The sequence below is a fragment of the Mucilaginibacter ginsenosidivorax genome (assembly GCF_007971525.1).
GTDB lineage: Bacteria > Bacteroidota > Bacteroidia > Sphingobacteriales > Sphingobacteriaceae > Mucilaginibacter > Mucilaginibacter ginsenosidivorax.
The window spans coordinates 3,695,403-3,719,451 of record NZ_CP042437.1 but is presented as its reverse complement, the minus strand read 5'-3'; the positions used below and the strand labels follow the sequence as shown (position 1 = coordinate 3,719,451).

Annotated in this window: 24 protein-coding genes and 1 tRNA gene; 15 read left to right on the top strand and 10 right to left on the bottom strand. The window is 41.2% G+C overall.

Features of this window, described 5'->3' with window-relative positions; translation table 11 throughout:
* Positions 1-87: 87 nt before the first annotated feature.
* Complete coding sequence (locus FSB76_RS15620) at positions 88-1,029, bottom strand: hypothetical protein (RefSeq protein ID WP_147054865.1); 942 nt, start codon at positions 1,027-1,029, stop codon at positions 88-90.
* Between the two features lie 389 nt (positions 1,030-1,418).
* Between FSB76_RS15620 and FSB76_RS15615 the strand changes: the two genes are divergently transcribed.
* From FSB76_RS15615 to FSB76_RS15600, 4 genes are all read left to right on the top strand, one after another.
* Entirely contained in the window at positions 1,419-1,925 is a 507-nt protein-coding gene (locus FSB76_RS15615) for a hypothetical protein (RefSeq protein WP_147054863.1), read from the top strand.
* Positions 1,926-2,021: 96 nt separating this feature from the next.
* Complete coding sequence (locus FSB76_RS15610) at positions 2,022-2,573, top strand: hypothetical protein (RefSeq protein WP_147054861.1); 552 nt, start codon at positions 2,022-2,024, stop codon at positions 2,571-2,573.
* Positions 2,549-3,331 (top strand): sensor histidine kinase, encoded by a 783-nt coding sequence (locus tag FSB76_RS15605; protein ID WP_158642907.1) that lies wholly within the window; start codon positions 2,549-2,551, stop codon positions 3,329-3,331. Before FSB76_RS15610 ends, FSB76_RS15605 begins: the two co-directional genes overlap by 25 nt.
* 43 nt (positions 3,332-3,374) lie before the next feature.
* Complete coding sequence (locus tag FSB76_RS15600) at positions 3,375-4,031, top strand: response regulator transcription factor (RefSeq protein WP_147054857.1); 657 nt, start codon at positions 3,375-3,377, stop codon at positions 4,029-4,031.
* Positions 4,032-4,033: 2 nt separating this feature from the next.
* Here FSB76_RS15600 and FSB76_RS15595 read toward each other — a convergent pair whose 3' ends face one another.
* The gene (locus FSB76_RS15595; RefSeq protein WP_147054855.1) at positions 4,034-4,930 is read right to left on the bottom strand and encodes an AraC family transcriptional regulator; all 897 of its coding nucleotides are present in this window, start codon (positions 4,928-4,930) and stop codon (positions 4,034-4,036) included.
* 125 nt (positions 4,931-5,055) lie between these two features.
* Between FSB76_RS15595 and FSB76_RS15590 the strand changes: the two genes are divergently transcribed.
* Entirely contained in the window at positions 5,056-5,877 is an 822-nt protein-coding gene (locus FSB76_RS15590) for a phytanoyl-CoA dioxygenase family protein (RefSeq protein WP_147054853.1), read from the top strand.
* Between the two features lie 170 nt (positions 5,878-6,047).
* On the opposite strand, the gene FSB76_RS15585 is transcribed toward FSB76_RS15590, so the two are convergent.
* Genes FSB76_RS15585 through FSB76_RS15560 form a run of 6 tightly spaced genes read right to left on the bottom strand, consistent with a single transcriptional unit; the run spans position 6,048 to position 12,427 of the window.
* On the bottom strand, positions 6,048-7,046 hold the full coding sequence (locus FSB76_RS15585) for an L-histidine N(alpha)-methyltransferase (RefSeq protein WP_147054851.1): 999 nt from the start codon (positions 7,044-7,046) through the stop codon (positions 6,048-6,050).
* Positions 7,047-7,065: 19 nt separating this feature from the next.
* Complete coding sequence (gene egtB / locus FSB76_RS15580; protein WP_147054849.1) at positions 7,066-8,217, bottom strand: ergothioneine biosynthesis protein EgtB; 1,152 nt, start codon at positions 8,215-8,217, stop codon at positions 7,066-7,068.
* A gap of 4 nt (positions 8,218-8,221) precedes the next feature.
* Positions 8,222-9,793: an ABC transporter permease/substrate-binding protein gene (locus tag FSB76_RS15575; RefSeq protein WP_147054847.1), complete on the bottom strand. Its 1,572-nt coding sequence runs from the start codon at positions 9,791-9,793 to the stop codon at positions 8,222-8,224.
* A complete protein-coding gene (locus FSB76_RS15570) occupies positions 9,786-10,748 on the bottom strand; it encodes an ABC transporter ATP-binding protein (protein ID WP_147054845.1) in 963 nt (320 codons plus the stop codon). Before FSB76_RS15570 ends, FSB76_RS15575 begins: the two co-directional genes overlap by 8 nt.
* A 9-nt stretch (positions 10,749-10,757) precedes the next feature.
* Complete coding sequence (locus FSB76_RS15565; protein WP_147054843.1) at positions 10,758-12,143, bottom strand: mercuric reductase; 1,386 nt, start codon at positions 12,141-12,143, stop codon at positions 10,758-10,760.
* 2 nt (positions 12,144-12,145) lie between these two features.
* A complete protein-coding gene (locus FSB76_RS15560) occupies positions 12,146-12,427 on the bottom strand; it encodes a DUF427 domain-containing protein (RefSeq protein WP_147054841.1) in 282 nt (93 codons plus the stop codon).
* 195 nt (positions 12,428-12,622) lie between these two features.
* Between FSB76_RS15560 and FSB76_RS15555 the strand changes: the two genes are divergently transcribed.
* From FSB76_RS15555 to FSB76_RS15535, 5 genes are all read left to right on the top strand, one after another.
* A tRNA-Glu gene (locus tag FSB76_RS15555) sits at positions 12,623-12,694 on the top strand.
* Between the two features lie 250 nt (positions 12,695-12,944).
* A complete protein-coding gene (locus FSB76_RS15550; RefSeq protein ID WP_147054839.1) occupies positions 12,945-14,165 on the top strand; it encodes a site-specific integrase in 1,221 nt (406 codons plus the stop codon).
* Between the two features lie 87 nt (positions 14,166-14,252).
* Positions 14,253-14,525, top strand: a complete 273-nt coding sequence (locus tag FSB76_RS15545) for a hypothetical protein (protein ID WP_147054837.1) — start codon at positions 14,253-14,255, stop codon at positions 14,523-14,525.
* Between the two features lie 4 nt (positions 14,526-14,529).
* A complete protein-coding gene (locus tag FSB76_RS15540) occupies positions 14,530-15,183 on the top strand; it encodes a zeta toxin family protein (RefSeq protein WP_147054835.1) in 654 nt (217 codons plus the stop codon).
* A 485-nt stretch (positions 15,184-15,668) separates the two neighbouring features.
* Positions 15,669-16,613 carry a tyrosine-type recombinase/integrase gene (locus FSB76_RS15535; protein ID WP_147054833.1) on the top strand — a complete coding sequence of 315 codons (945 nt, stop codon included), beginning with the start codon at positions 15,669-15,671 and terminating at the stop codon, positions 16,611-16,613.
* A gap of 319 nt (positions 16,614-16,932) precedes the next feature.
* Here FSB76_RS15535 and FSB76_RS15530 read toward each other — a convergent pair whose 3' ends face one another.
* On the bottom strand, positions 16,933-19,161 hold the full coding sequence (locus FSB76_RS15530) for an ATP-binding protein (protein WP_147054831.1): 2,229 nt from the start codon (positions 19,159-19,161) through the stop codon (positions 16,933-16,935).
* Positions 19,162-19,754: 593 nt separating this feature from the next.
* Between FSB76_RS15530 and FSB76_RS15525 the strand changes: the two genes are divergently transcribed.
* The 5 genes from FSB76_RS15525 to FSB76_RS15505 all read left to right on the top strand — a co-directional run bounded on the left by FSB76_RS15525 (position 19,755) and on the right by FSB76_RS15505 (position 23,135).
* The gene (locus tag FSB76_RS15525; RefSeq protein WP_147054829.1) at positions 19,755-20,513 is read left to right on the top strand and encodes a hypothetical protein; all 759 of its coding nucleotides are present in this window, start codon (positions 19,755-19,757) and stop codon (positions 20,511-20,513) included.
* A 148-nt stretch (positions 20,514-20,661) separates the two neighbouring features.
* Entirely contained in the window at positions 20,662-20,928 is a 267-nt protein-coding gene (locus tag FSB76_RS15520; RefSeq protein ID WP_147054827.1) for a helix-turn-helix domain-containing protein, read from the top strand.
* Positions 20,925-21,254, top strand: a complete 330-nt coding sequence (locus FSB76_RS15515) for a hypothetical protein (protein ID WP_147054825.1) — start codon at positions 20,925-20,927, stop codon at positions 21,252-21,254. Before FSB76_RS15520 ends, FSB76_RS15515 begins: the two co-directional genes overlap by 4 nt.
* A gap of 313 nt (positions 21,255-21,567) precedes the next feature.
* Positions 21,568-22,119 (top strand): BfmA/BtgA family mobilization protein, encoded by a 552-nt coding sequence (locus FSB76_RS15510; RefSeq protein ID WP_147054823.1) that lies wholly within the window; start codon positions 21,568-21,570, stop codon positions 22,117-22,119.
* Positions 22,120-22,160: 41 nt separating this feature from the next.
* On the top strand, positions 22,161-23,135 hold the full coding sequence (locus tag FSB76_RS15505; RefSeq protein WP_147054821.1) for a DUF5712 family protein: 975 nt from the start codon (positions 22,161-22,163) through the stop codon (positions 23,133-23,135).
* A 375-nt stretch (positions 23,136-23,510) separates the two neighbouring features.
* On the opposite strand, the gene FSB76_RS15500 is transcribed toward FSB76_RS15505, so the two are convergent.
* Complete coding sequence (locus FSB76_RS15500; protein WP_147054819.1) at positions 23,511-23,933, bottom strand: helix-turn-helix transcriptional regulator; 423 nt, start codon at positions 23,931-23,933, stop codon at positions 23,511-23,513.
* Between the last annotated feature and the right edge of the window lie 116 nt (positions 23,934-24,049).

The window sequence follows — 24,049 nt, the reverse complement described above, 5'->3', positions numbered from 1 at the left end:
GGGGATGATATTTAAAACAGGATAATTTAATAAACGCAAAAAAGCGCCTCCCCTTAAAGAAAAGACGCTTTTTGACTTGGAAACCCCTTATTGATATAAGTAAGTATCCGTTAAATGTTGCATTGCTTCCTGGAAAAGGCTGTAAGCTGTAGCCTCATCGTTATTGTTTATGGAAGTAATTGATGGCTGAATATATTTATCATAAATTCCTTTAAATATAACGGCCTTGTTTTGTTCTTTATCAATGGCCTCGAGCAGGGAAGAGGATATTGTATAATATTTTTCAATCTCGGCGCCATTGAATTTTTCCTGTAATATTTTATCCCTGAAACCCCTAAGCACATTTAATTGGCCATCAGCTTCTTCGCCGGCAAAGTTTGTGGCAATACGGGTAAGGGCGCATGGGTCTGAGCTGGTGGAGGTACCGGGGCATCCTGATGAACCAGGACAAGGGAATGATTGATCACCTATTAAGAAAGCATTCGTTTCCGGCTGTATTAACGCTTTATAAGGATAATTCATCTCGATATTGTATCCAAAAGTATAGATTAGGTTATCATTGCCGGTCTCCTCAGCGAGCGCCGTCAATAATTTCCTGCCTAAAAACGATCCGCGGTTAATTTTTGTGTAATGCATGCCTGCATCCAGCTTCTTGAAGTTAAGCACGTGGTTAAAAAGCACTTGCCAGGTTTTCTCTAATGAAATCACCTCGCCAGTATTGGTGATAAAGCCATCCTTTTTAATAACAGCATTTGGCAGGCTGTTGTTCATAGTGTAATTGGCCGGTATCAGCACCAATATTCTTGATGACGGATCATTTACATCGGTAAGGCCATTCATGAATTTAATGCCTGATACATCGCTGTCACTAAGAACAGTTTCAACGGCCGATTTAGACAGATTTACAAAACGGGCTTCTGATGAAAATTTAGCCCTAAAGTTTTGAGCGAGTTCTTGGTAAAGGTTTTCGGTAATGAATTCGCCTACAGTGGTAGGGTCAAGTACGGTACTCAACATTTCTGTTTTCATGTTAATTGGTTTATGGTTTAAGATTTGATTAATTACTTATTGATGTATTAATACAAATGCAATATAAAATATATTTATTATAATAAATATATTTATCCCGTAATAAAGTTGTTAATATTTGTTAAACGCCAATCCCCTGGCTGCCATTTCAATTTTATCATAAGTTCCATATCATGCCCACGTAGTACTACAGTTTTTGCTGCGTAGAAATACGTAATATCCACCCGGTGTAAAAAACAGATGAATTCGCTATTGGCTGTAAATGAATAGCTTACAAAAACATGTCAAATAACGAGATAACAGCCCAAACCCGTAGCCCTGTTGAAATAACAACTTATTAATCTTAGTTTTAGCCAAACTAATTCCTAACCCTCTATACTAAATCAACAATGGAAACCAAACCAACAAGAGACACCAACCCAATTACCGGCGATGAAGGCGCCGCCATCGATCTTGAGCTTGCTGCTCAATGGACACGAAACCATAGGCACAGGCATCCTAATGACACTGTTTCGCAATTTTTCGGCAATAAAATCCTTAACCATATCCTGCAACAGGATGGTTGTATGGGCATACGTATTTACTATGCTAATGATGAAAAACTTAGTGGATGGCAAAAATTTTGGGTATCGGTAAGCAATTTTATTTTATCGGTTTTTGCTAATGTTAAAGGTCAAAAACATTTTGTAATAGTGGGAGTATCTGCCGATGGTGAAGATCAGCTGCCAGATGCAAAAAACGGCAAAATACCGACACCAAATGGACACGCCGAGTTGAAAACATTGAAACTTGCAGCAACCGCGTCGACATATTTGGTGGGTGAAATGTCTGCTCCATGTCCCGGTTCAACTGGTTGCCCCCAAAGTAGCGTTCTTAGCGGTTCTTCGAAATCATAACAAAGTTATAATATGCCTTTAGATGCGTTGTTGGTAGATATTTCAGTAATATCAGGTGTCGCGCCTGTATTCGTTGCCATATATTACTATAGGCAATTGGATAAGACGTTGAAAATTGCATCTTTATATTTTCTAATTGCTTTTTTGGTTGATGCCGGGTTGTGGCTATCGTTTCATGAATGGAAAATTAAAAATACGATGCCCGCTTTATACGGTTTTGTACTGGTTAGTATAATATTGTTTGGTCTGCTGTATTATAATATCTATTCAGAGGCCAAACTAAAAAAAACAGCAATCATTTTGAGTCTTTTGGCAATGATTGTTGCTTTATTTGATGCCCGGGACTTGTTGGCCTATCCCTCGTTATCTATAACAACATTGAGTTTAATGCTGATCGTTTTTTCGTTAATATATTTTTATAAATTATTAAACCCGTTAAAATATATCGCCATTGAAAAGCAAGGACTGTTTTGGATAAATGCGGGTGTTTTGTTTTATTCATCGGTCAATATATTCCTGTTTATGCTGCTAACACAAATACCGGCAAATGACCGGCCTAATTACTATATCATAAACAGTCTAACTAACATTATTGCTAACATATTGTATTCAGTCGCTTTACTTTGCCAGCCCCAGAAAACAACCTGATCCCGGTACTAATTATCGGCACATTAGTGGTGGTTGTATTAATCACCTGCTTATTTTTTTTCGTGATTATTTACCAGCGTAAAATGATCAAAAACCAGGTTGAATTGCGGGCCTTGCATGACGCGCGCCAAAGCGACCTGATGGCGGCCGTATTTGAAACCCAGGAAAGCGAACGGAAACGCCTGGCCGAAGATTTACACGATAGTGTAGGCCAGGTGTTATCGGCCATAAAGCTTAACCTGCACCGGTTGGATAAAAACTGCACCACCGATGCTACCCAGCCATTACTGGCTGACACCCGCAGGCTTACCGACGAATGCATACAGGAGATACGCAATATTATCCACAACGTTTTGCCGCCGGTACTTACCGATTATGGCCTGCTGGTGGCTGTTGAAGCGCTGGCGGGCAAGGTTGAGCAAACTACCCACATTAAGGTAAAGTTTAGCAAAAACATGCCCGATCAACGGTTTCCGCAAGAGATTGAGCTTACGCTTTACCGCATAGCACAGGAACTTTTTGGCAACGCCATTAAACACTCAGATGCATCGGTTATCCACCTTTCTATTAACCGCGAAGGCAATTTTATGGTGATGGAATTTAAAGACAATGGCATAGGGTTTAACCTGCCGGAGGTAAAAAGGGGCTTTGGGATTAAAAACCTCGAGAGCCGGGTTCAGCTTATCAACGGCGAAATTAATATTTACAGCAAGCCATTAAGTGGTAGCCTTACTACTATTAAATTAAAAATAGTTTAGTTTTGTATCTTTAATCTATCTTTAGCCAACTATTTGTTAATCAATGGGTACAATTAAATTAGGTATAGTAGATGATCATAAAATTTTCAGGAACGGTTTAAAAGCCACCCTTGAAGATTGTGAAGATTTTGACTTGATACTTGAAGCTTCAAACGGTAAAGAATTGATGGGTTTATTAACAACCCAAACCCCCGATGTGCTTTTAATGGATATAAAAATGCCCGAACTTGACGGCATCCAAACGGCAGCTTTGGTACATCAGCATCATAAAACCATCAAAATACTTGCGCTATCGATGTTTAACGAAGACAAGTATATTGTTGATATGATGAAAGCCGGAGCATCTGGCTACCTGCTAAAAAATGCCGAACCGGAAGAGATTATTGAGGCCGTATCAACGGTACATAACAAAGGTTTTTATTTTAACGAGCACCTGTCCATCACCCTTATTAAGCAGCTGGTAGGCAACGATCATTCCGAAAGTATAGCGGCGAACAAGGCCGATTTAAACGAACGTGAGATTGAAGTGCTGAAACTGGTTTGCCAAGAATACTCCAACCAGGAAATAGCCGATAAAATTTTTCTAAGCGTACGTACTGTTGAAGGCTACAGGGCACGTTTATTTGAAAAAACAGGATCAAAAAACCTGGTAGGCCTGGTTATATACGCCATAAAACGCGGTATAATTAACGTAACCTGATTTTAGGCTGATAGCTTTTTGGCGCTGCTGGCAAGGTTACGCATAAATCTTTTGCGATAATTAAGCGGGCTTAAATTCATTTTGGCCTTAAACATTTTATAAAAATGGGAAACATCGCCAAAACCGCTCTCGTAGGATATTTCTGATATTGGCTTATCGGTTTGTACCAATTGCTGTATGGCATAATTAAGCCGGTACTCAATTATAGTTTCCATAAACGTTTTACGGGTTACTTTTTTAAAGTACTTGCAAAAAGCATTGGTAGTCATGTTGGCAATACTCGCAGCCGCATCCAATGATACCTGTTTCCTGAAATTTTCTACCAGGTAAGCAAATACCGGGTTAATGCGTTCCTGTTCGGCTGTTGAACGCTCGGCTATAATACGGTGTTGATCCAGCAAAATATATTCGTCAGATGATGCCAGCCGCTGCAATATCTCCAGCAAGCCTATCAATACCCTAAAATTGCTTTTTTCTTCAACCAGGTTTTGCAGCATTTGCCTTACGTCCTGTTGCGTTTCTGAATGGAATGATACCCCGCAACCGCTTTTCTGAAAAAGCTTTTTAATATGCAGTAATTCAAATTTGTTAAAAAAGTCGTCGCCCAAAAATGCGTCATTAAACTGGATCACGATTGCGCTTGCTTCCTCGGGCAAAATATTGGTAATATCAAGTTTCCAGCAATGGGGTAAATTGGGGCCAAGCAATACCAGATCGCCAGATACAAAATCTTCCATATGGCTGCCCACATAACGTTTACCGCTTCCTTTTAAAATACAGGTTAACTCATATTCCGGGTGAAAATGATAAGGTGCGTCAAATGCCAGCTTATCAAACTTTTTGACAAGGAACGATTGACTAATGGAGGGCTGAAGAATTTCGAACGAGGCTTTTATCATTGCATATTTTAACGTGTATTTTAATAAAAAGTTAGCTGGTGGATAAAATAATCCATAATTACACCACTCATTTCATTTTTTGTCAGCTAAAGTTAAACTTACTTTGAATATAAACTAAAAAAAATATGAATACAAAGGTTTCTGATCTGTCAACGCTGGATGATTTTATGAAATTACCGGCAGAAAGCATTCTGGAGTTCCGTGAAAAGGGGCATACCTTAATTCGAAATATCCTCTCAAAAGAAGAAACAGCAGCCTACCGCCCGGTGATTGTAGATGCAGCCGCACGGTATAATACCGAGAAGCGCAAACTGGAAGAGCGGGATACTTACGGTAAAGCATTTTTACAGATCATGAACCTTTGGCAAGTAGATGCCGAGGTAAAACGTTTTGTTTTTGCCAAACGAATGGCCAGGATTGCCACCGACCTGATGGGAGTTGAAAATGTACGACTGTACCACGATCAGGCGCTGTTTAAGGAAGCCGGGGGAGGGCCCACTCCATGGCACCAGGACCAATATTACTGGCCTATAGATACCAATAATACCGTAACCATGTGGATGCCGCTGGTTGATATTGACGTAGATATGGGTATGCTTACTTTTGCATCAAACTCCTATACCAATGGCGCGGTATTTAACCATGAAATATCCGACGAATCAGAATCGGCATTTGACGATTATGTAAAGAAGAAAGGTTTCCCAATAAGCAGGGCACAAACGATGAAGGCCGGCGACGCTACCTGGCACCGTGGTTTCACCATCCACAATGCACCAGGCAATAACTCTGATAAAATGCGTGAAGTAATGACCGTAATTTACATTGCCGATGGTGCCCGTATTACGCCTTATAAAAACGAGTGGCAAAAAAATGATCATCATAAATGGCTGATGGGCAAACCCATTGGCGAACTGATAGATTCTGAACTGAACCCCAAATTACTTTGACACGATTAAGAGATTTGGCAGGATTTACAGGATTTTTTTCTGAACTCGGATTAAATCAGATTTGTCATATTTTTTGGATTATGATTTGAAAAAATCCTGTATAATCCCATAAATCTGCTTAATCCGAGTTCAGAAAAAGAGTAAAATCCTGTAAATCCTGTAAATCGTGTTTATATAGTATTTGCCACCCAAATAGCATCCACAAACCACTTTTTCCCGTCAAAAAACTGGGTTAATGGCACAAAGCCGGCGTTAATGGCAATCTGATCAGTTTGCATGATGGTGAATTTCTGAGAAATTTCCATATAGATGTACTCATCTTTTTGAAAAGAGATTGTTTCTTTACCGCCGATGGTTACCAGTTGGTCTTCCAGGCTTATAAGGTAGCTTTTGCAGGCACCGGATTCCGGATCGTAAGTTGGATAATGATCAAATTTGGAAACATCAAAATTGCCCTCTAATTCGCGGTTAATACGCTCCAGCAGGTTAAGGTTAAATCTTTTGGTGATGCCATCTTTATCATTATAAGCGGCCAGTACTACCTTAGGATCTTTCTTTAAATCCATACCAATCAGCACCATATCCCCTTCAGAAAGGTGCTTGCGCAGCTCCCGGCAAAACTCGATGGCCTCGGGTACCGGCATATTACCAATGTTCGACCCTAAAAAAAGAACCACTTTTCGTCTTGGTGATATTGAAGCAGCCTTTTTAAGCATATCAAAATACTCGCCGTTAAGCCCTTTAATATTCAAGCCCGGCAAAGTAACAGGCAAGGTAATATTGAGGTACGATATTACATTGTCCGATATATCAATAGGCAGATAAGTAAACTCAGCCTTTTTATCCAGCAGGTCTTTCAGCAGGTAGGTTGATTTCATGGCGTCACCGGCGCCCAGTTCAATCAGGTCAAAAGCATCTCCATCGGCAATAAGGGCGCTGGTGATCTCGTCTGTTTTTTCCGAGAATATTTCCAGCTCGCAATTGGTTGGATAATACTCCTCGCAGTTCATCAGTTCCTGGAAAAGTTTATCGCCATTGGCATCATAAAAATATTTTGAATTTAAACGCTTGGGTGTTGCGCGCAAGCCGGTTATAACATCATTATAAAACGAGTTTGTTTTTGTGGTTGATGCCGCCGTTAAATTTGTTTGTGCAAAGGTTGAGTCCATATCTTCCTGTTTTGTGCGGTTACCTTGCAAGCCTGATGCCGGTGAACTGCCAACGTAAATGTGTTTGAAAAAAATTGCGGTAAGTTATCCTGCTGTGGCCCGGCGATGTTACTTCTGATGCGCCACGCAATACTTTTTGGTTTACCATAAACTTGCCGTTATACTCGCCAATTGCCCCCGGTGCTTTTGCAAATCCGGGGTAGGGGAGGTATGCGCTTTCTGTCCACTCCCAACTTTTGCCCCAGCTAAATTTTGTTGCCGCCTCCTCCCACTCAAATTCGGTAGGCAGCCTTAGTCCTTTCCACGAGGCGTAAGCATAGGCTTCAAAATAGCTGACGTGGCAAACAGGGTCGGTTAAACTAAGCGGTTTTAAGCCATGGTAAGTGTAATTGTGCCATTCGCCGTCAATCAAATGCCAGTAAAGCGGCGCTTCAACTTTATGGATGTTCACCCAATCCCAACCCTCGGCGTGCCAGTGGCGAAAATCGTGATATCCCCCGCTGCCAATAAACTCCAGGTATTCGGCATTGGTTACCAAATTGGGGCTAATTTCGTACGCATTCAAATAAACCTTATGCCGGTTCAGCTCATTGTCAAAACAAAAGCCTTCACCGCTATAGCCTATCTCATAAACACCTTCGTCCATCTTAATAAAACCAGCGCTTTCGGCCCCGGCAATTTTCGGCGATACATAACTGTCGTCATATGCCGGGAATAACGGGTTATGGCCTAAAATGTATTTAATGTCTGTTAATAAAAGCTCCTGGTGCTGCTCTTCATGGTTAAAACCAAGGATAAGCAATTCCTTCACTTCTGCGGACGGTTCCTGGCACAGGAATTTGGCCATGGCTTCATCAACGTATGCCCGGTACCGGTAAATATCGGCAACTGTAGGGCGGCTTAAATTGCCCCTATCTGTACGGATAACGCGGTTGCCTACCGTTTCATAATAGCTATTGAAAACGTAATTATAGTTGGGGTTAAATTCCCGGTAGCCCATGAAATACGGCTTCAGTATAAAGGTTTCAAAAAACCAGGTAACGTGCCCGATATGCCACTTAGGCGGACTAACATCAACCACGGGCTGCACTACGTAATCTTCGGTTTGCAGCGGGCTGCAAATCTGTTCCGTTCGCAGCCTGACTTTTTTGTAACAATTGGCTAAATCCATTTAATTAGTTCCTATTCAAATATCGTTTAAGGTTTGAAATTGTTTTAATATTTAACCCTTTTGCCTGCTGCCTGCGCATCATTAATGCGTATGCATTATTAAAACCAATAGGCTTGAGCCATTTTACCTGATACCGTTTTTCAAACTCCTGCTGCACATATTCATAAGTGCTATCCTTACTTTTTGATACTTCGGCAACCGTTTTTGGCGATGCCTGCAAAATGGCCAGCAAGCCGGTGCCCGTGTATTCCGGGTAAAAATCTATCTGGTCGTTAGTTAAGGCATCAAAACAAATTTTTGTGCCCCCAAGGCCCGTTTTTGTAGCTACATCATAATTGGTATACCCCTTTATCAACATGCTGTACATGTTGGCCAGGATGTATTGCTCGCCAAATATTTTTGAACCAATACGGACAATACCGGCAGCCCCCTCGCGGGATGGTTTATATAGTTTATTTGCCTCCAGGAAATCCTTCGCCACCCTTTCGGGGCTTTGGTGAAGATAGTCGGTACGATAGTTTAATTCCGTCATAATGGAATCATTTATTTTGCCCGAAAGCAAGTTTAATGTCTTTTCCAGGTCAGGATATTTTTTCAGCGATTCATCGCGCACAATGGGCGCAGCGTAATACGGCGGAAAAATATTTTTATCATCATCTAAAACCACCAGGTCGTAAGCTTTTAACCTACCATCGGTAGAATAGCCGCTAATTACATCCAATTGTTGTTCAAACGCGGCCTTGTACATCACCGCGTCGCTGATTACCACGGTATGAATTTTTAAACCGTATTTGCTTTGAAGCCCCAGGTTACCATCCTGCCTGCCCATAAATTCGGGCGTAAAACCAGCTGTAAGCTTACCGCCATAGGCCGATGGAATAAAATACAACGATGATAGCATCGCCAGTAAAACCGGTAATGTGTAAGTACTTTTCTTTATTTTTTTAAAATTGAGTTTTTGCAGCCGCGACAGCAGGAAATCAAATATAATGGCCAGTAAGGCTGCCGGTATGGCGCCCGCTAATATCATATTGGTATTGTTGAGCGAAATACCACCGAAAATAAACTCGCCCAAGCCACCAGCGGCAATATATGAAGCCAATGTTGCAACGCCTACATTTATCACTGTAGCAGTGCGAATTCCGGCCAAAATAACGGGCATGGCAAGGGGTAGTTCTACTTTAAACAAAACCTGCCACTTATTCATCCCCATTGCTACGGCGGCCTCCTTCACCGAGGCATCAACCCCGGTAATGCCTGTATACGTATTACGGATGATTGGCAGCAGCGCATAAAGCAACAAGGCTACAATAGCCGGTTTGGCTCCGATACCCAGCACCGGAATCATGAACCCCAACAGGGCGATGCTTGGAATGGTTTGTAATATCCCTGCTATCCCCAGTACAGGGCCGGATAACTTTACTTTACGGGTAATGAAAATACCCAACGGCAAACCAATAATTACAGCAATAAAAAGCGACATAAAAGTAAGGCCGATGTGCTGCAGCGTTTGCGCAGCAAGCTTATCGGCCTGCTGAATCATAAACTCAACTAAGGTTTGCTGATGCTCATTCATGCGCCCGGTTATTTTTATACTGATAAAAGGCCGCCATCAATTGCTCAAAGCTCACATGTTTTTGCCCGCCGGTATCGTTACTTATGCCGACGGTTTCGTGATCATTAAACTTAAACCCCTCGAGTGCCGACCACACATCAATGTCGGAGGCTAACGACAAACCATCTGCCTTTTTGTGCGAATCGGGCAGCAAACCCCAAATATTACTTAAGCGCACAGCCCTAAACTCCAGCTGTAGGCGTTGATCTTTCAGAAAATTCTGTACAAACTCGTTGGCCGGGTTAAACAATAGTTCGGCAGGTGTGCTCGATTGAACAATTTTGCCTTTATCCATCAGGCAAATCCGGTCGCCAAGTTCAAAAGCCTCCTGCACATCGTGGGTAACCATAATGATGGTTTTACGCTTTAATTCATCAAGGGCTTTAAACTCTTGATGGATGTTTGACCGGGTAACATTGTCCAGCGCGCCAAAGGGCTCATCCATCAACAAAACCGGAGGGTCGGATACGAGAGCCCGGGCCAACCCCACACGCTGTTGCTGGCCACCGCTCAGCTCATTGGGGTAAACATGCAGGTAACACTTATCCAGGTGTAATTTCTCCATCAATTCAGCAGTCCTGATTTCCGTTTTCTTTTTATCCCATTTTAGTAACTGCGGCACTATGGCAATATTTTCGGCCACGGTATAATGCGGAAACAGGCCGTTGTTTTGCAGCACATAGCCAATGTCTCGTCTTAAAACTTCGGGTTGCTGCTTAAATATGTTTTTATTGTTAATGTAGATGTTGCCGCCGGTGGGTTCAATTAACCGGTTAATCATTTTAAGCGTTGTTGTTTTCCCGCAGCCACTGGTACCCAGTAAAATCAAATTTTCGCCGGGCTGCACCTCAAAAGAGATGTCATTAACGGCTTTAACTTTCCCAAACTGTTTGCTTATGCCGTCAACTTTAATCATGTTGTAAAACTAATCTTCAAGTCCCAGGAACAGGTTGTTTAATGATTCGGCATATAATGGGTGTGCAAAAATAAAATAGCGAACCATGTCATAGGTAATTCCTCCCTCCATAGCCATTTGCAGCACGGTCATAATCTCGCCGCCTTCCGGGCCCAAAACCGTTGCTCCTAATATCTTCCTGGTTTTAACATCCACTACAGCTTTCATAAAACCACGGGTATCACCGGTTTCAATGGCACGGGCCACATGCGTCATGGGGAGTTTGGCTACTTTATAATTCAATCCTTGTTTCCTGGCTTCAGTCTCGTCAATCCCTACCCGTCCCAGTTGCGGATCGGTAAACATGCAATAAGGCACCAACCTGTCGGTAATACTCAGGTTTTGCTTTTCAATAAGGTTGCGATAAACTATAGTATAATCGTTATATGATATGTGTGTAAAAGCAGGCCCGCCTTTTACATCGCCCAAAGCGTAAACGCCTTTTACATTTGTTTCCAGTTTGCTGTTTACTTTGATGTTGCCTTTTTCATCTGTTTCTACCCCAGCCTTATCCAGTCCAAGCGTTTCAGTTTGTGGTATACGCCCAACTGCTATTAGTACGTGGCTGCACCTGATCTTCTTTTCTTCACCATCTATGGTTACAGTTGCGGTTATTTTACCGCCGGCTTTCTGCTTAAATTTTGTAGCATGCGCATTGGTAATCACATTAATCTTTTCGGCCTCCAGGATCTTTTGCATTTCGGCAGATACGTCCTCGTCCTCACGCGAAACTATTCTTCCTGATTTCTCTAAAATAGTAACCTTACTGCCAAACCGGCGAAACATCTGGCCAAACTCCAGGCCTATATAATTACCACCGAGCACCAATAAATGCTCCGGCACATAATCCAGATCAAGAATAGTTGTTGAGGTAAGATATTTGATTTCGGCCAACCCTTCAATTTCGGGAATAAACGGTCTGGCGCCTACATTTAAAAAAAACTGATCGGCCTGGATATTTTGCTTTTTACCATTTTTAAGCTTTACCGAAATGGTTTTATCGCCGGTAAATGTCGCCTCGCCAAATACAACATCCAGCCCTTTTATCTTCTCGGCCGCATGCTGCCCCCCAATACGCGATTGCATTACTATATCGTCCTTTCGCTTTTTTATACGTGGCATATTTACGGCAAATTTCTTTACCGGTACACCTAAGTCGGCGCTTTTGCCGGCCATGTAAGCAGCCTTAGCCGATGCTACCAAGGTTTTGGTTGGGGTACAGCCATCGTTAACACATGTGCCGCCATAAAAACGTTTTTCAATAATCACCGTTTTCAACCCGGCCAATGCCAGCTTTTTGGCGAGTGGAGCCCCCGCTTGGCCGGCACCTATAACAATGGCATCAAATTTTTTCATGCTTATGGAGTTACTTTAACACCTTTCCAGAACGCTACATAGTTGGTAATGTTTGCCGCGGCATCTTTTGGCTGCGGGTAATACCATGCGGCATCCTGATTTTTTTTCCCATCAACATTAAGCGTATAATAAGATGCCAGCCCTTTCCATGGGCATGTAGTATGCGTATCGGTAGTTTCCAGGTATTCGCCTTTTACACTTTCAAGAGGGAAATAATGGTTATTTTCGACAACAATAGTGTCATTGCTTTCGGCAATGACCTGGTCGTTCCAGGTGGCTTTCATAATATAAATAGATTTTACGATAAAGATAACCTTAACCCATGCAGATTTACAATGCAACTGAGTTATTTTGTTTGTTAATTAAATATATAACATTCATAATCAGCGCCAAATAAAAAAAGTTTAAAAATTATTTTTATTTTACCATTTAAGCTATATCTTTGCATTCCCAAAATAAGGGAAATAAAAACAAAAAAAGGCCCGTTCGTCTAGGGGTTAGGACGTAAGATTTTCATTCTTGAAACAGGGGTTCGATTCCCCTACGGGCTACTTAAAACAATATCGAAAGATGCTAAAAACCTGCAAATCAAATGATTGCAGGTTTTTTTGTTTCTATCAAAACACCATTTTATGCACCAAATCGCAACAAAAAAGACGCAGATTCGGTGCGTACCTAAATGGAAAAATGCTACGCACCGAATTGTTCATAATTAATTGATTATCAAGGTGTTCAATTATTAAACATCTTGATAATAGCAGGCTACAAACTTACTTTTGTTTCACTTTTAAGCTTGTAATTATGAAAAGTAATTTCCACCTGCTTTTTTACCTGAGAAAGCAAAAAAACTACAAAGGAGGCCCCCAGGCCGTCTACATGCGTATTACCGTAAACGGAAAACGCGCAGAAATGTCTGCCGGACGAGAATGCGATCCGGCGAAATGGAACAGCCATGCAGGCCGGGCCATCGGCACAAAGGAAGAGATCAAATCCCTTAACAATTATCTGGACAGCCTGCAAACTAAGGTTAGAAATGCGCATCAGGTACTAATTGATGCCAATCAGCGTATTACCACTGAAAGCTTACAGAACCAATTCGCGGGAAAAACAGAAAAGAGCCACTACTTGATGAAATTGTTTGCCGAGCATAACGACAAAGTAAAGGCCCTGATTGGCAATGGGTTTGAGTCGAATACATTAAAAGGATACAAGACGTCTGAAAAACACCTTACAGGCTTCCTGCAAAAAGAATATGGCAAAACAGATATAGAGATCAGTCAATTAAATTATGCCTTTATTACAGGATTTGAGTTTTACCTAAAAGCTGATTGTAAGATAACCAGTGTATCTGCTGCTAAGTACATTAAACATCTTAAAAAAATAGCTAATCACTGCATTGCTAATGGTTGGCTAAAACAAAACCCGTTTATCAATTTTAAATCCACTGCCAAGGCAAAAGAACGTACTTTTCTCACACAGCAGGAACTGGACGCCATATCAAACAACAAAAAGTTAACTGTAGAGCGCTTAAAGCAGGTAAGGGATATATTTGTTTTTTGCTGTTACACAGGATTATCTTATGCTGATGTTAAAAAACTCAGGCGTGTTGAAATTGGAAAGGGAATGGATGGTGAACAATGGATTTTTACCAGCAGACAGAAAACCGATACGTCATCAAGAATTCCGCTTTTGCCGGCAGCCCTTACTATAATAAATCGCTATCAAGACTATCCGCAATGCGAAAATCAAGGTTTGCTATTACCTGTATTAAGCAATCAAAAGATGAATGCTTACTTAAAAGAAATTGCGGATCTAAGTGGTATAGTCAAACATTTAACATTCCATTTGGCACGGCATACGTTCGCAACAACAGTTACCTTATCTAATGATGTACCAATTGAAACGGTTAGTAAAATGCTCGGTCATACGAATATAAAAACCACACAACATTACGCCAAAATACTAGACACGAAGGTGAGTCATGATATGTCTTTGCTTAAGCAAAAGTATGCTAAGGTTTAAGAGTATTAAAAACTTAAGGTCGCACCTTGTGACCTTAAGTTTTACGGGTAACATTTTATTTTTTAACACTACAATCTTTATATTTGTATGAGAACATTTCATCAAACCATGAGTAACCCAACCGCCATCGATTTACGCTCGACGCCTATCTTCCAGTTATCTGACGAAGAACTACGTGAAAGACTGCGGCCAACCTACGAACGCATGAAAGCGGAAAAATTTGCCAAGGGTGGTTACCTTACCTATTACGACCCAACAGTTTGTCCTAATAATACCTATGCGGTGCATGAATATAGCGACAGAAAAGAACTGGTTAAATTGGATGAGAATGGTAAAGCGCAATATGTAAAAACCCTTTAGTCTTATGTCAAATAACCCGCAACTATTGTTTGTCGCGGGGCCTAATGGCGCAGGAAAATCGACTTTTTCAAAAGATCTGTCGGAAATTGGCGCTATTATTTTTGATGTGGACAAAGTTATTGCTCATATCGAGGCCCAAAAACCTGATATAATTAAAAAACATGCGTATCAGGAGGCGACAAAAGAATTTTTCATCCAGGCTGCAAAAGCCATAGAAAAACGGCAGCATTTTACTTTAGAGACCAATTTCAGAGATGACAACCTAATGGACATAGTGGCTGAGTTCAAGCGATTCGGATATACAACAAACATGATTTATCTGACCCTGGAAAGTATTCGACATTCCATCGACCGTGTTAATGAAAGAGTAGCAAATGGCGGGCATTACGTGGATCAAAATAACATTGAGCAGAACTTTGACCTTGGCTTACAATACCTTGAAAAATTTGCTGAACAGTTTGACAATTTGGAAATCATAGATGCCTCAGGCACAAACTGGCAACTGCGTTCTTTACTCAGTATTCAGAACCGCAAGTTGACACATGTAGGCAACAACGTGGCTGAAAGATTAATTCAAACCGTAAATGCTATTATTGACAGGTTTACGCCGCCGCGACCCAAGCAAGTATTAAGACCATATAGAGGGCCCAGGCGTTAATTCATAAATAACCTGAAATTCAAGGAAGTTTAGAATTTATGGTTTTAAGCAAATGGATTTGAGTTGGACGGGACTCGAACCACTCCTGTAATGCATTATATTTCAAGCATATATATCTTTCAAAACCTATTAGTCACCGCGTAGGTCACGGGCTAAATTTGAGGTTAATTGAGTCGTTTTAAAGAACTTTTGATAAATCAAAGGTACCATTTTGACCCGAACTCTCGGACCGTTGACATAAATAATTTATCAACATCTAGCCCATAATTTACATACATAATTATGTATGTACAGAAATACATAAATCTAAAACGTTAGAATAATTTACCTGCATTTCGAAACGCCTCTCCAAGGTTTATCCTTGCGGAATTTGGTTTGACTTGATCGCGCTAAGCCGCATATCATAGAAATTAAAGAGCAATCATTTTTCATTTGGTTAATGCAGGCGAATAAGCGATTTTCCCGTCGGACTTAATTATAACTAAATGAACAATCTTCAACAAGCCATTGACAGTTTTTTACAACATTGTCGCTACGAAAAGAATCTGAGCGAAAAGACGATCTATTTTTATAATCTAGATTTAATTCAGTTTAAATCTTTTGTTTTTAACAATAGCTATCCGGACGTCATACAAGAAATAAACAAGCACCATCTCAAACATTATCTTCGGGAAATATCCGGATGGAAAATTAAAACTGTAAAACGGAAAATTGCCAGTCTGAAAGCAATGTTTAACTACCTTGAATTTGAGGATATTATCTCTGTCAACCCCATCCGTCGTATAAGAATAAGTTTAAAAGAAGCAATTTGCCTTCCTAAAGCTTTAAACAAGGAAGAAGTAAAGGCTATACTCAATGAAGCTTACAATTCGATCAGCTACGTTCCAAAATCTAAATATGCCTACCTGGAAAAAATCCGAAATGCCACCGTCGTGGAACTGCTTTTTTCTACAGGAGCTCGGGTTTCAGAAATTGCCAACTTAAAATTGGCTGATTTGGATCGGAAATCCGGTTCTTTGATGTTAAGGGGCAAAGGAAATAAAGAAAGAGTTATTCAAATTTGTAACGCCGGTGCATTGGCGTTGATTGAAATTTACATTTGTCTATTTGAAGATAAAATCATTGCATCGGGAGGCTATTTGTTGATCAATAGATTTGAAAACAAACTTTCAGATCAATCAATTCGTAACATGGTAAATGCGATTTCAGTAAAAGCTAAAATCAGCAAAAAAGTAACTCCGCATACATTTAGGCATTCTTTTGCTACCCTTTTACTTGAAAATGACGTTGACATCAAGTATATCCAGGCAATGCTGGGACACAGCTCAATAGTCACAACTCAAATCTATACGCAAGTCAACCAGGAAAAGCAGAAACAAATTTTGACTGACAAACATCCGAGGATGGATTTCTCACTTGCAGTGGCTTGATATGAATACATGATAACTATTTATTATCAATACAATCGGAGAAGCTCCAAGCAGGAGTATGAAATTGTTGACTCCCCAACACGAATTCATGAGATGCCATCCTATGATGCTTCATAGACAGTTCTCGAATTCATCAGCAGCTCGACGATAAACCAGTCTTTAGGGTGTTCTCCGTCGGATTGCCAAGATGCGTGTTTTCTTCATACGGGCCGGAGACTTAACCAAAATCGCTGCAGGCGGCAAATTTGGCTAATACTTTATCTCGACCCTAAAGGGGTTTTGGAACAAATAGCAACTGATTATAATCCTAAATCCGTTGTTAAATTTTGAAGAAGCTTAAGTCGTCAGGGTCCTGCTCGTTTAACAAATTTCTAAAATCTTGAGGCGAAATGAAACGACTGTTCAAATTTGGAACATGACGGTTCACTTGGATGCCAAAGCTTTGCAATTCGGAAATACGTTTTTGGTATTTCTCAATTATGAAAGGCAAATCAATATCATCATCTGCATTATCGAATTCTGCTTCCATCTGCTCCATCAACTCATCGACGATATTTGCTTCGTAGTCCGTCCGATGCATTTTGAACAATGGAGCGGGATCAACAGCAAATCTAATTTTGATTAACTGACAAAGTTCGACCACGTATTCTGATATAATATCTGGGTAGAACAGTGGCTCAAAAATCTTTGTCCCGATTTTTTGGATTGTTTCAATGAGCAAGGGGTGATTTACACCTTCTAAGAAAAGTTCCAGTTGTGAAAATGCATAGTCATCAACGCACGCATCTCCAAAATTTCTAATTGAAGCTAATTCCGCACAGATATGCCCTACCGTGATCTTGTTTAAGTCATATTTGTAACGCATGATTACCAAAAACAACCTCTGATGGTCCTTATTAGACGTCTTTTCGAATTTACCGAAGGCCAATCGATCCTTAAGTTCTGTAGTAGTTTTATAGCGAGTTTCCGAGCCTAATAAAGGATAAAATCTGCTGTATAACTGGTTAAGGTACAACGCTGATTTAATAATGTATTTCACTTCTTCAGGTTCGTTTAAAAAATATTTATATAGAAAATCTACTAAGGAATTGTTACTGAATTTAAACACTTTTCCATATTTGCTATAATCTTTGTCTATAAATCCTTTCGTCAGCCTACGGAAGCTAATTTTAAAAGCATACAGTGGTGTAGCGGACTGATGATTCTCCCTATGATAACGCAATCGCGCTTCGAAGGCTTTTTCTATCTTCTTAAATGTGGCGTGGTCACCTAAGCTAAATATTGTATTGAGTAAGATGCGGTCGTATTCTGAGATCTGTTGTTCATAAGCCTCTCGCCATATTTCGTCCGGCGCGTTAAAATTGTCGCGTATGTATTTTTCGTAATGGTTACAATCCAGCTTACTTACCCTGCTAGCTGTAGTAATATACTCTACGGATCGTGGCGAGAAATTTTTGTGGTTAATGATAAAGTTTTCTATCTCAGGTGTGCCAGCAATCCTCTTCATCTTGGGTTGCAATTTCGAAACCTCAACGTGATTCCTGAATAGTTGCAATTTCTGGTCTTTCGAATAATGCTTTAAGTCAACGATAAATTCGAAGTTACCAAATTCTTGATCAGTCATTCGCTGCGATTGCGCTAAAGCCTCATTGAAAATGAACTTTCTAGTCGTCATGACCAACAATTTATTTGGATAGCGTTGTATTCTTTTCACAATGTATAACAAAGCTGTTTCTGCTGCCCTAAGCTTTTGTATTTCCGCCGAATTATGACCTAAGAAATCGTCGAAATAATAAAGTTGCCTGCTATCGTCAGGTTTAATTGTTTTTTCAACGTCTTTAATATCATCTAAAATATAAGTTAGTTGGTAACTGTCTTTGAGGAATTCATACAACAGTAATTCTGCGAGAGTAGTCTTACCGGCACCCGGTTCGCCCGTTATAATAAGTACTTGGTACTTATTTAATAGCCGCCTGGCCATTCCAAACGAAGGGGTTTGCACATATATGCGGATTTTTTTAGTCAAGTAAGCGGTCGTAAATTCTTGGGACCTTCCCAATTGTTCGAAAGCTACTATCCGCTTTAATACAGCTGTACTGGAGAACCAAAGCTTAAAATGATTATCTAGTACGTCTGGGTGTAATTCAAGCAACTGGTTTAAGGCTTCTCGCCCGTAGATATCTTGCTTGCTTTTGATATAAGGAGAGAAAATTTCGTAGATAGTATCGACATCCGATACCGACAGGCTTAAGGAGGTTACTATTAGATAGCGACTAGGCGCCAGTTTGATGACTTTAGGAAGTTCTTTATTTTTAAGATCACTAAATAATAATTTAGTACCACTTTCGAGGTAATGTTTTACTTGGCCGATAATTAAGTTTTCATTTTGTTCAGTAGCATATCGGAAATCGATCCCCCGGTCTTTGCCAGCCTTGAATGTTCGGTAAAAAATACCGTTTTGAAGTCTTTTGTTTTCAGCGTTAAGTAGTTCACAAGCCAAATCTTCCAGGTCCGAACTGTTCAGCGTTGAAAAATTATATTTGGTCATATCAGAAATAGATTTATAAACTTAAATAAATTATTTATAATCAATTGAAAATCAAACAAATAAGAGGATTCCAATTTTAATTTTAAAGCTCAATCCTAATAGACAAATAAAGCGACTGGCAAAGCCGCTTTATTCCAATACGCCCGTGATGAATACGATACAAAATGCCCTTCGACACGTGTCCGGCGTGGGCTACTTATTATGGAGAAGTTACAATAAAAAGTAGCTGCCTTTTACTTTTGTTAAAGTAATTATAAACAGAGGTAAATATGTCAAGTGTGGCAGCCAGCACATCGCCGCACCGTGCGGCGATTTATTACTTAAATATACGAAAAAATGCTGCCTTAGGCTGTAGAGCCTAACTTATATTCTTCATTTACCAGTCGGAATTTAATACCTACTCCGCTGCATTTGAATGCGAGTGGAAAACCAACTATCTTCATTTCAAATACTAACCCTTATGTAAGTTTAGTGGAAATGAATAATACTGGCGGTATGCTCTGTAATGAATTTATTAAAAAGACATCCAGAATGGAGAAACCTTAGTAAACCATATCCCCATTTATACTGTTTTGAAATAAATACGCTCTGCGATGCTTGTACAGAATCATTTTTTTAAGTTCCGTAAACCCTTTGATTATTCTGTTCATCGATACGATATCGGGCGAGCATTCTTTAGCAACCGGAGGTTAGAAGACAATTTCTTTTTGCTGAAAGTTTACAAGATAGACGTGACAGAATACAACCAATTTTACGATTACCAGCTAGATTATTATTTAACAGCCAATCCCGAAAGCGAAGAGAATTTCTTCAACCATGTCCACGACATCGTCACCAGCCGCATCCGCCACTTTAAACGCCAAGACCCCTTCTCAGCGAAATATGCTAATGGGCTTGAACAGACAAGGAAACTTGAATCATTTTTAGAGTTCCTAAAAACGATAGACCAATGGCACAAAATTGAGCCCTTAGAATCAGTCATCGGCGAAAAGGACAAATTGATCGCCCAGCTAAAGCAACGAATCGCAGAGCTGGAAGCGCAATTAAAACAGGCAAAGGAATTCGATGCCAACGAAAAGGTCGTTATCACTAACGGCTACATAGCAGCGTTCATGGACCTGGTGAACCAGATGCAAAGCCTAACCTCGGAAAAAACAAAATTGGTCAGCTCGCAGGGGCAAAGCCCCTGGTATAAAATGATCGCCAAATATTTTATGCATGGGGATAAGCCAATCTCAATTGACACAGCGAGGAACTATTTTCCAGCCCGGAAAAACGATAAGCCGTCGAAGTACATTGAAATAGCCGAACGCGACAAGCTTTTTAAGATAATCCTTAAGGATAAGAAGTAGTACCATCTTACCATCTATGACCAAACGCCTCCATTGGTCATTCATTCCGCTCATTATGTCTTTACTTTTGCCTTCGTACTGTTCAGGCAACGCTTTTTGATGCAATGACTGAACAGGTTAATAATTTAATCAAGACTAGGAGGGAAAGATGAATGTGGAACTGATCACGAAAGCAGACCTGCAGGAATTAGAGAGCAGGCTGTTAACAGAAATCAAAAAACTCGTGCCCATGGATGGGCAGGGCGTATCAAAAAAATGGCTCAAAAGCAACGAGGTGAGGAAGCTGCTGAAGATATCGCCGGGGACATTACAGAACCTGCGTATCAACGGGACACTAAGCTTTACGCGTATCGGCAGCCTGATCTACTATAAGCAGGACGATATCAACAAACTGCTGGAAGGAGGTGCCAAATGAAACCAGAGGGCAAAGCTACAACAGGAACAGAACTTGCCGGCTACGGCAGACTGCTTAGGCGCATGAGCCGGGACCAACGGCTGAATGCAACGCATAACAGCCTGTTCACAGGCTTATTCATTCTCTGGCAGCGCAACGGCTTTGCCAGCCCTTTCGCGGTAACGCGGAAGGCGCTGATGGGCTACAGCAAAATAGCATCCATTGCCACTTACCATAAATGCATAAAGGAACTTGATGCATTCGGCTACATCCGTTACCAACCGTCTTACCACCCTAAACTCGGCAGCCAGGTTTACTGGCCTGCCGGATGGGAGGCAGCGGGATGAGCTGTATCCATGTAGCTGAGTACCCGTGCAGTGGTACTGCGTTGCACCTTCATAGCAGTGTAACTAAACAGCTAATAATAGGTGAGCTTCGCGGTGGTCGCTTCGCGAAAGCGGAGTGAGCAAGCGGAAGTTGGGCAGAGCCCTACTTTGCTTGCCCTACGCTTCGCTACGGGGGGTTTACGTATCCTCCGGGGATACTTAGGGCGTTTCCGCCTATGTAATAAAAGAAAACAGGATACTATTGGGTATCCTGTACATAAGAATAAAAGCATAACTGTATAAACAGCTATTTGGTCGGTTTGAAAAGATTAACATGGAAGATATTAATGTGAGATCAGTGAGATACCCGGTTACGGTAGATCAGAAGTTTGAAAAGATCGCCCTTAAACTGGGCAGGACGAAGCGGCAGGTGTTTATCCAGATGGTCGATTACTTTTATAAAAGCAAGAAAGATCCCCTGGACCTGAATGATGAATTATTAAAAAATGCGTTGATGAAGAACCACCAGCAGTATATTGGTTTTATCAAAAGCCAGGAGAACATGCTGCTCATTCCGATCAAAACAGAAATGGACAGGGTATCTGTATCACAGGCCAAGATCATCGAACGTTTTAATACGCAAATTCTCAAGGCGAACACGGACTTGCTGAATAACCAGCATGCCCTGGCGCAAAAGTTAACCGGAATAGATGCGCTGATGGAAACCATCTTGAAAAGCCAAAAAAGTAAGGAACACCTGAAAAAACAGTTCCTGTTCATCCTTGACGGTTATATCAAATCCAGGGAGGCTTTCGGGATGATGACATCGGGCCGGGAGAAAGATGAGCTGATCGCTGTTACCAGGTCACAGGTCAGTTTGCTTTAATCACGTATTTTAATTCCCCCTTTAGGGGGTTAGGGGGCAATATGTTTATCAATATCACAGACAGCAAGGAAGCGGCGAACAAAGGCAGCAGCGCGGGGCTGGTAAATTACCTGGAAAAAGAAAACAGAATTGATCATAAGCAGGAACCTGAATACTGGTTCAATGGTCAGCAGATCAGGATCGAGCCTTACCAGGTGATGCGCAGTATCGATGATAATGTCGCCAAACTGGGTAAAGACGATGCAAAGTTTTTCCTGGTCAATATCAGCCCGAGCCAGAAAGAGATCAGGTTTCTGAAAGAACAGTATGGCGAGGAGGGTGCTAAAGAACAAATGAAAGGCTTTGCAGTCAGGGTGATGGATGCCTATGCAAAAAACTTCAACCGGGATGGTGTGAACAGTAACGAAGACCTGTTATGGTTTGCCAAGCTGGAAAACTACCGTTACTACAGCTATACCGACCCGGAGGTAAAACAAGGTTTGAAACAGCGGGGCGAACGTAAAGAGGGTGAGCAAATGCATGTTCAGGTTATCGTAAGCCGTAAGGATATAACCAATAAGATCAAGCTTAGCCCGATGAATACTTCAAGAGGAAAGAATGCAGCGCATTCTAAAAAAATGGGGCAGTTTGACCGGGTAGCATTCAAACAGAGCGGGGAATCTGTTTTTGACCGCCTGTTTGGATTTGACAGGCAGCTAAAAGATACGATGGCCTATGCCAATGTGCAGAAGAACGGGGAGCTATCACAACGGGAACAACTGGGCATATTAGCCGAAGGTGCTTCGCAGAATTATGAAAGCAGGTCGGTGGCTAATGAACTGGCCATGGGAGTCGCGGAGGGCTTGTTTACCTCAACGGCGGGGATGCTGTCCGCAGCAGGTAAGACAGCCGCGAGCTTCCTGGAAGTGATGCTGGAACCAATGTATACAGGAGGTGCTAATATTGTCCCGGAAAGCGAGATGGAGAAAAAGAAAAGACGAAAGAAAAAATCCCAGGGCCAGCAGATCTCGCGTTGAAGCAGTGTGCTATTATAAATAGATATTCTTGTTTTTGATAGAAGAGAGTGACCATTCAGCTGCGGCAGGCGGCTTCATTACACCACGCGCTGCGCTCCGGGTTTCATTTCGCCGCCAGCCTCGCTGCCGCACGTGCAGGAGTGTATTCGTTCCTCATACACACCTGCCTTTCCCGGCGCGGGTTATCGGTTAGTCACAGCACCGCGGTCACAAAATTAGCTCACGCAGGAAAACGGTAAAGGGTATATGAACGGGGCGGGGTTGTTTTGTTTTTTTATAGGCTTGCCCCGCCCTTGACCGTTTTCCCTGCTTTAAGCTCCGGTTGTTTAAGCGGTGCAATGACTGTGTGTGTTGGGAGTATATTATTCAGGAGGATTACTGACCTTTGTTTTGCTTTAGTAACTCGATCTTTTCGCGTTCGCTTTGCAACAATTCCTGGTAAAGTTTCTTGTTTTCTTCAAATAGTTCTACCAGCTTATCAATAGGATTGAAAGTAGGATAGTAATTGAAAAAGGCTGCCTGATCGTGATTATTCACAGTATTGCGAATGATATTGAACACAGCTTCTTCATTAAAATTTTTTATTGCTTCTGTAGGGACTTTTAAAATCTTAGCAACCTGTTCTAAAATATCGTCATCTATTGTCTCTTTTGCTTCCAAAAGCGACACCCTTTTTTGACTCCATTCCTCACCAAGTGCATAAGCTAAAGCTTCCTGTTTTAGGCCAAGCATTTCCCTGAAACGTTTAACGTTACGGCCTTGATGTATGTTCTTTGGTGTGTCAGTAGTAGCGCTCATAGGTCAGATATGTGATAGTATGATATATAAACAAATGTAACAAAAAAATATGCTTGTGTAGAAAAGCCTGTTTTAGAAATAACAGGAGGATAAATTATACCCTGATATTTCTTCGA